The sequence below is a fragment of the Candidatus Desulfolinea nitratireducens genome (assembly GCF_982879505.1).
The window spans coordinates 1-7,789 of record NZ_CEYOSI010000171.1 but is presented as its reverse complement, the minus strand read 5'-3'; the positions used below and the strand labels follow the sequence as shown (position 1 = coordinate 7,789).

Here is a 7,789-nt window from a genome sequence, read left to right as displayed (position 1 = left end):
AAACTACCAGACGAGGGCTTCCGCCGGAATATATGGGGGTGGTTGCTCCGCAACCACCCCCATATATTCCGGCGGAAGCCCTCGTCTGGTAGTTTTTGCAGTGAAGTCAAGAATGTAATCCAGACATTCTTCGCGGACAGTACGAACCCAGCGTTCAGAAAACGCGTTGGCATTCGGGGTCCGGACAGGCGTGGGGATAACGTGGAAGCCTTCGGACTCGAAAACCGTATCAAAGGCTGGGCAAAAAGAGCTGTCATTGTCATGGATCAAGAAGCGCAATGGCTTTTCTCTGTCGGAAAGTTCCCAAACCAACTGCCGGGCTTGTTGCGTAACCCAGACTTGATTGGGGTTGGTAGTGATACCAGCAAAATGGACGTGGCGCGACCCCAATTCAATGAAGAAAAGCACGTATATGGTCTGAAGAAAGACAGTTTCCACAGTGAAGAAATCACACGCCAGGATCTATTCTTTGTAGTGGGTCATCAGATGACGCCAACCAATGGATCCATTCCGAACAGACGCTGGTTGGATACCATAACGGTCGAGCACATTTCGAACCGTTGTCAGGGAGACCTGAAAGCCCAACTTGAGAAGTTCTCCCACGATCTTGCCATAACCCAAGCGAGAGTTCTCTCGAGCAAGACGGAGAATCACACCGTCCCGGTGTCCTTCCAGGAGGCCTTCAGTTTCCTTGCTGATCGGTGGCCGCCCACCCTTGTTTTTGTTAGGGTAGGTCCATTTGCGCCGAACCAGTTCCCGATCCCCGATAGTGCGGGGGAAGCTTTGCCAGCGCAGCACGGTCCCAGGTTCGAAGATGCGGATGACATCCCGGAGTTGATTTGCGGTTTGGTGAGTAGCTCGCTTGAGCCTGTTGGCCAGAACGGCCAGGGTCAATTTCTCTATCTTGCTGGGTTTGATCGGATGTTTGAGTTTGCGTTGCAAGATGGATAGTTGTTGTCGCAACATCAGGATTTCCAAGTCTTTTTCCTGATCGGATAATCGCCTGATATTGATAAAGGAGAAAATAGTGGCAAAAATGTGTTTGAGAATGAACCAACCCATCTGATTTTGTACTCCGTTTTGTGAGATGACCCTATTCTACCAACAGATGATGACCGGACGAATATAACCGTTTTCTAGAGTAAAATACTTCGGTTGAGGTTTTTGCACGGTACGGGGATCAGGGTCCCGGTTCCGCTTGCGTAGAGTGTCAAATCCCCTTGTCGGATTTTTGCAGTTTGCATGGTTGGCGCATCCGCCGAATCTGAATCCGCCTGAGAATTCCGGAAAGCATATAATCCACCTACTGCGAGGAGACTGATTACCGCGACTGTGATCCATAATATCTTTTTGTTTGCGAAGAGCTTTGAAAACATATTTTTTCCTTTTTGCATAGAATTTGTTATTAGCAGGGAGTATAGTGAACATCTGTGAATGCTTTGTCAAGGAAAGATGAAGAATGTGTAAAGAAAAACACCCCAATCTTGGAGTGTTTTTGAGAAATCAATCTATGAGAGCGAGTTAAATTAGCCTAGGTTACTTTTTTCGATATTACGATAACTTCTTCCAAAAGGTAAGTCGCCCTTTATTATAGAAACGTACAGAAAGCAAAAACCCGAAAGCGATCATTCCCTGACCAATGACCATTCCGGTTGCTTGCAGGGGCCCAAAAAAGGGTACTTCTGGCAGAGGTTGTGTTCCCATCCCAAAAACATCTGCCATGCCAGTAAAAACAGACAGCACATACCCAGTGGCAACCAAACGAAGGCCAATATCTGCTGCGATAGAACGCTGATCATCTCCCCAAAGAGCAGCCAGGCCAACATAGCCCCCCAGACAGATCACACCCAATCCAAGCAGAAAAACAGCAATCTGTACAAATCCTACAACGGGACTTCGATCCACACCAAACCATTCTGGTTTTGCACCCAGGCTAAAGATAAAAAGACCTATCAGCGTGGCATATAAACCAAACTTGACCGATGTGCGAGATAAAGATGGAGTTTCAGGTGAGATCATTATGAAGGGAGATTTTTCTTGAGATGGTTAATAAAGTTTTCACCAAGGATAGCGGAAATATCACTCTCAGTATAACCGCGTTCGGCGAGAAGGGGGGGGAGTTTTTGGAGATCGGCAACGGTGTCAATCCCATGAGGAACTGAATCGAGGCCAAAACCACCGTCGAAATCTGATCCAATCCCGACATGACGAGCATCTCCTGCAAGTTGGCAGATGTGATCAATATGCGCAATGACGTGATTTAGCGTAATCGGTTCTCTTCCATCCGATTTTTTCCACCCTACCTGTAAGTAGCCATTAAAAAGAACAACACCGATGACACCATCACGCTCGATAATTCCTCGAATAATCTGATCAGAGAGATGCCTGTTGCTGCCAGAGTTGGGAAGCAAAGCTGCTGCGTTGCTATGACTGGCAATCATCGCTCCTTCGTAAATGTCAAGGGCTTCCAGTGCAGCTTCTTCATCCATATGGCTGAGATCGAGGGTGAATTTGTAATCTGCCATTGCAGCAAGCAATTCTCTGCCCTCACTGGTGATGGGACCAGGTTCAAGCCAGCCGCCGCTATAACGGGTACCGACCCAGGCGGGGCCGATAATGCGCAATCCCAATGTCCACCACTCTTCCAGCTCCTCAGGAGATCGGATCCCATCGGCGCCCTCCATAAGGAGAACAAGTCCTATTGGGCGCTGGCGCTCCTCAACTGAATCCTGCCATTTGGACAGATGCTGTTCCAAATCTTGAGTGGTGCGGATCAAGTTAAATTTATCGGGATGCTCGTCCACAAGACGTCGATAAATATCAATTTGGCTTCGGTAGAGCTTGTGGGCTTCATCTGGGTTGTTGTAGACGACCTCTTCCCATGCCCCAACCTGGAAACGTTTGGGCAATGCAAAAAGAGTGGAAAAGACCAGGGCTATTTTGCCTTGCTGATATTCAGACCAGCCAAATAAAGTATGCCCATTTTGATCAATAATTTCAGAACCATGCTCAAGACGACGCGTCTCCGCAACCGAACGCGTATAGTCCCGCCCAAAGTTTAGGATGTTATATGCGATGTCTTCGTGCGCGTCTACAATCAGAGCCATAGTATGGATATGCAAATTAGCATATCACAGATGGTAAAAAAAAAGAGCGCACCCGAAGGTGCGCTCTCGGTCATCAGGTTTATTCTTCTTCTGAAGCGACTTCGTCTTTTGCTTCTTCAACAACAGTTTCTTCAACTGGAGCTTCTTCTAAAACAGCCTCTTCAACAGGAGCTTCTTCTGCAACAGCTTCTTCAGCAGCAGCAGCCTCTTCAACAGGGGATGCCTCTGCTACAGGTTCATCTACGGGAGCGTCATCAAACGCAGCCGCTTCGGATTCTGATTCGTCTGAGTCAAGCGCTTCTGCAAGGGCTTTCATATCCTTATCGACATAGGCCGCTGAATCTACTTTGCGCATGCTCAAACCAATTCGACGCCGATCTGCTTCAATCCGGATAATGCGTAAAATAACAACATCACCCTCGTTGAGTTCCTCTTTTGGATGCTCAATACGTTGATCGCTGATCTCAGATACGTGGATCAAACCTTCAATATCACCTTCAAGCTGGGCAAAGGCGCCAAATTTGGTCAGGCGGGTAATCGTGCCTTCGATCAATTCTCCAACCTGGAAATTGTCGATACGGGATTTCCACGGATCATCCTGCAATTGACGTAATGAAAGACCGATCCGCTTTTTTTCTTCGTCAATACTGATTACTTTTACCGTGACTTCCTGGCCTATTTCAAGAACCTCGCTGGGGTGTTTTACACGTTCCCAGGAGATCTCAGAAAGATGGACGAGACCGTCAGCGCCGTTGACATTTACAAAAGCGCCAAAATTCGCCAGGCTGGTCACGCGGCCGGTATAAGATTCGCCAATCTCCAACCCTTCGATCACGCGTTCCTTGATCGATTGGCGAGATTCATTACTTGCAGCACGCTCAGAAAGAATCAGGCGGCGGCGTTCGCGGTCAACCTCGATAACGCGGATGACAATCGGTTCACCGTGCATTTTGGCCCAGCGCTGTTCAGGCGTGGCCCCAACTGCCAGGCTGCGACGGACCGCGCTGACCTGCGATGCGGGCACGAAACCACGCAAACCTTCTACATCTACGAGCAGGCCGCCTTTGTTATAACCGCAGACCTTGCCTTCGTAGGATTCCTCTTCCTTGAGCATTTCATCAACAAGGCTCCATGCCCGCACCTCGATCGCGCGGGTATAAGACAGGATGACGTTGCCATATTTATCTTCGGGATTAAGAACATACGCTTTGATTTCCTGACCAGCCTCAAATGTTTTAAGGACCTCAGGTGAAATCTCATCTAATGCTCGTCCTGCTATTACTCCTTCAGACTTTGCACCAATACTAACCAAGATCTGGCTTGGGCCGATGCTGGCAATAATACCTGTACGAATTTCACCCCGTTGTGGCAAATCGACTTTGTACTCTTCAGCGTCCAACAATTCTGCCATGCTTGGCAGATTGTCCATGCTTTCTTCTTCCTGTACATCAACATCAACTGCTTCTTCTTGCACTTGGGATTCTTCTTCTACAGCTTCCTGCCCGTTTAGGGTGTCGTTCTCATCCATCATTCTCTAACTCTCCAACTTACAAAATTTATACGCCGCATTATACGTCCTAACCAATAACTTGGCAACCCTTGCACAATGTTTGACGTGAGTTATAATGCCCTGCGAGGAACAAATTATATGCCAACTATTTACCCATTTACCGCCATCGTAGGGCAAAAACGCATGATACGGGCCCTCATCCTGAACGCCGTAGATATTCGCATCGGTGGTGTTTTAATTCGTGGAGAACGCGGCACGGCAAAATCCACTGCCGCCCGTGCTCTGGCCATGCTACTCCCTGACGTTAATGTAGTAGTGGATTGCCGATTTGGATGTGACCCCGAGCACTCGTCCAGTTGGTGTACGGAATGTCGGGAGCGCTCGACAAATGGAGGCCTGCTTCCGTCAAAAGAACGCCCAATTCCCTTTATCAATCTTCCCGTTTCAGCAACAGAAGATCGCGTGGTCGGCACCCTCGATATTGAACAAGCCATCCAAAAGGGCGAACGTCACTTCGAGGCAGGTGTTCTTGCCTCCGCCAATCGCGGCCTGCTCTATATTGATGAGGTCAACCTCCTTGACGACCATGTTGTTGACGTCTTGTTGGACTCTGCCGCAATGGGAATGAATATTGTCGAGCGCGAGGGAATTTCCTTCTCACACCCGGCTCGCTTCATTCTCGTTGGCACAATGAACCCAGAAGAAGGCGACTTACGTCCTCAACTGCTTGATCGTTTTGCCTTATCGGTTGATATCGTTGGTATTCGCGGAACCCGCGAACGGGTTGCCATTATGGAACGTCATCTTGGCTTCGAGCAGGACCCCAAAGCCTTTGTCGCTGAATGGCAAGGCAAGGAAGACGAACTCTCTCAGAGGATCGTCCATGCCCGTACCCTGGTTGATAAGGTGGAATATACCAGCCGCGACCTGCTTTCCATTGCCGCGCTGACCTCATCTCTCAACGTTGATGGTCACCGCGCTGATCTGGTCATCCTGAAGGCTGCACGTGCCCAGGCCGCATTCGATGGTCGCACCTCGATCACCGATATGGATATCGCCCTTGCCGCCGAATTAGCATTGCCTCACCGCATCAATCGCTCCCCCTTCCAGCAGGAGGGCATGACTCCAGAAAGTCTCCAGGAACGGATCGAAGAATTGCGCGGCCAGGCAATCGCTGAGGAGGAAGAATTGCAAGAGAAATCTGACTCAGAAGAGGGTGCCCAGGAAAAAAAAACTTAACTATTGAGGAAGACGTTCAGGAAGGCCCTCCACAGGGCCAGCCTGAGGCTGGACCACAGGATGTTTTCGCCCATACGGATGCAAATTGGTGGGAGGGCGGCCAGAAAATTCAAGCCGGCGAAACATTCAAACCACGTTCACTGAATACTCCCCTGGACAAATTATCCCGCCGTCATTCCGGACGGCGGTCTTCCACACGCACTGAGCGTAAGCATGGGCGCTATATCCGTGCTACACCTGCAAATGGCCGCAAGGATGATATTGCCTTCGATGCTACCTTGCGGGCTGCTGCCCCCTTCCAACGTAAACGAATTGAAGAACGCAAAAAAGTAGCCTTCTCCATCAAAAAAAGTGATTTGCAACGCAAGATTCGTGTGAAAAAGGCTGCCAACCTGGTCCTCTTCGTTGTGGATGCAAGCTGGTCGATGGCGGTTGCCGAAAGGATGAACGCAACGAAGGGTGCCATCCTGTCTCTATTGACGGATGCCTACCAACGTCGGGATCGAGTCGGGCTGATCGTCTTCCAGAAAGATCGGGCCACCCTCATCCTGCCCCCCACCAACTCTGTTCAGCTCGCCCAACGCGCCCTTGTCAATATCCCTGTCGGTGGTAAAACGCCCCTCGCGGCGGGAATCCTGATGGCATCTGAAATATTGAAGCGGGAAAAATTCACTCACCCGGATGTTGAGCCCTTGATCATCATCCTGACAGATGGCGCAGGCAATGTTTCAATCGGCACAAAGCCACCCAACGAGGAAGCTTATTTTTTTGCTGAAAGAATCGCAAAAAATCATATCCGCAGCATTGTTGTCAATATGGAGCATGAGAGCTTCGATCAGGGGTTGGCCCAAAAACTGGCCGATCATCTCGAAGCCTCTTGCTATACACTGGGTGAACTAAAAGCCGAAAATCTCTATCGCGCAGTCAAGGGAGAAATGAGGGGATAGATTAATTCAGGGGTTTGCCTAAATTCAGCAGTTCGTATACAACGTGATTGCCTGTACTGAGCCGCAGGCACACGTGCGAGGCCGTTTTTTTGCCGACCTGTACTCCGAAGGGGTAAGCAATCTCACCAACAGACCGGGAGATTGCTCACCCGCACTCCCGAAGGATACCCGGACGGTGTGCAACAAACGCAGTGCGGTGCATGTGTCACTTCGTTCGCAATGACGTATATTAATTTACAGTACTTTCCAATCAGGGCCCCCAGCGAGGCTGCCAGTCACAATAATCGTTGTCGGTCAACCGGCGTAAGTCTGTCCCGTCGGTGCGCATAATATAAATTTCGCAACCGTGATCTTCGCCATAATGATCGAAATACGCTGTAAACGTAACCCAATTTCCATCCGGTGAAAAGCTGGGACCCTGGCTGTTGCCTCCCTCAGGCGTGATCTGATGAAGATTTGTCCCATCCACGTTCATCAAATAGAGTTCACGATTCCAGGATGTGCCTGAATAGGTGACAATTTCTCCACGGGACGACCAATCCGTGCGACCACGCAAATTGTTCATCAGATTGACCTGGCGTGGGTTTCCACCATTTGAACTGACGATATACATTTGAATACTACCGCCATGATCTGAGGCGAAAAGTATTTCCTTACCATCCGGCGACCAGGTGGGATCCCATCCGCTGGGGGTGACCTCGTGAGGATTGCTTCCGTCTCGTTCGATCACCCAGATTGCATGGTCCGATGTTGGTGTCCAATAGGTAAAGGCGATCTGATTACCATCGGGGGAGATTTCAGGTGCAGTCAACACCCCAAGATCATCCGTAATTTGCAAAACCTGCCCGTCGAGCGTCATTTCATAGATGTCGTAAATATTCTCACCGCCAAATTGGGCATAGACCACACTTTTTCCATTTGAAGCCATTGAGGGGTAAAAATGCCGCACATAATCTTCTGTTGTCAGACGGCGCTGCTCGGTCCCG

Annotated in this window: 8 protein-coding genes and 1 pseudogene; 2 read left to right on the top strand and 7 right to left on the bottom strand. The window is 49.5% G+C overall.

The genetic code is table 11. The features are described 5' to 3' along the window. Positions 1-3: 3 nt before the first annotated feature. The 6 genes from AC3DOM_RS13470 to AC3DOM_RS13445 form a co-directional block, all read right to left on the bottom strand. Positions 4-438 (bottom strand): hypothetical protein, encoded by a 435-nt coding sequence (locus AC3DOM_RS13470; protein WP_487919563.1) that lies wholly within the window; start codon positions 436-438, stop codon positions 4-6. A 24-nt stretch (positions 439-462) separates the two neighbouring features. Further along, the gene (locus AC3DOM_RS13465; protein ID WP_487919562.1) at positions 463-1,062 is read right to left on the bottom strand and encodes a hypothetical protein; all 600 of its coding nucleotides are present in this window, start codon (positions 1,060-1,062) and stop codon (positions 463-465) included. Positions 1,063-1,136: 74 nt separating this feature from the next. Continuing rightward, positions 1,137-1,376: a hypothetical protein gene (locus AC3DOM_RS13460; RefSeq protein ID WP_487919561.1), complete on the bottom strand. Its 240-nt coding sequence runs from the start codon at positions 1,374-1,376 to the stop codon at positions 1,137-1,139. Positions 1,377-1,551: 175 nt separating this feature from the next. After that, complete coding sequence (locus tag AC3DOM_RS13455; RefSeq protein WP_487919560.1) at positions 1,552-2,019, bottom strand: hypothetical protein; 468 nt, start codon at positions 2,017-2,019, stop codon at positions 1,552-1,554. Next, on the bottom strand, positions 2,019-3,107 hold the full coding sequence (locus AC3DOM_RS13450; protein ID WP_487919559.1) for a dipeptidase: 1,089 nt from the start codon (positions 3,105-3,107) through the stop codon (positions 2,019-2,021). The genes AC3DOM_RS13455 and AC3DOM_RS13450 overlap by 1 nt, the downstream gene beginning before the upstream one ends. 79 nt (positions 3,108-3,186) lie before the next feature. After that, on the bottom strand, positions 3,187-4,635 hold the full coding sequence (locus AC3DOM_RS13445) for a 30S ribosomal protein S1 (protein WP_487919558.1): 1,449 nt from the start codon (positions 4,633-4,635) through the stop codon (positions 3,187-3,189). A gap of 120 nt (positions 4,636-4,755) precedes the next feature. Between AC3DOM_RS13445 and AC3DOM_RS13440 the strand changes: the two genes are divergently transcribed. Further along, positions 4,756-5,856, top strand: coding sequence for a magnesium chelatase ATPase subunit I (locus AC3DOM_RS13440; RefSeq protein WP_487919557.1), 1,101 nt, complete (start codon positions 4,756-4,758; stop codon positions 5,854-5,856). 107 nt (positions 5,857-5,963) lie between these two features. After that, positions 5,964-6,803 carry a vWA domain-containing protein gene (locus tag AC3DOM_RS13435; protein ID WP_487919564.1) on the top strand — a complete coding sequence of 280 codons (840 nt, stop codon included), beginning with the start codon at positions 5,964-5,966 and terminating at the stop codon, positions 6,801-6,803. 250 nt (positions 6,804-7,053) lie between these two features. Here the strand turns inward: AC3DOM_RS13435 and AC3DOM_RS13430 are convergent. Continuing rightward, positions 7,054-7,789: pseudogene (locus AC3DOM_RS13430) on the bottom strand (hypothetical protein); the annotation flags it as partial.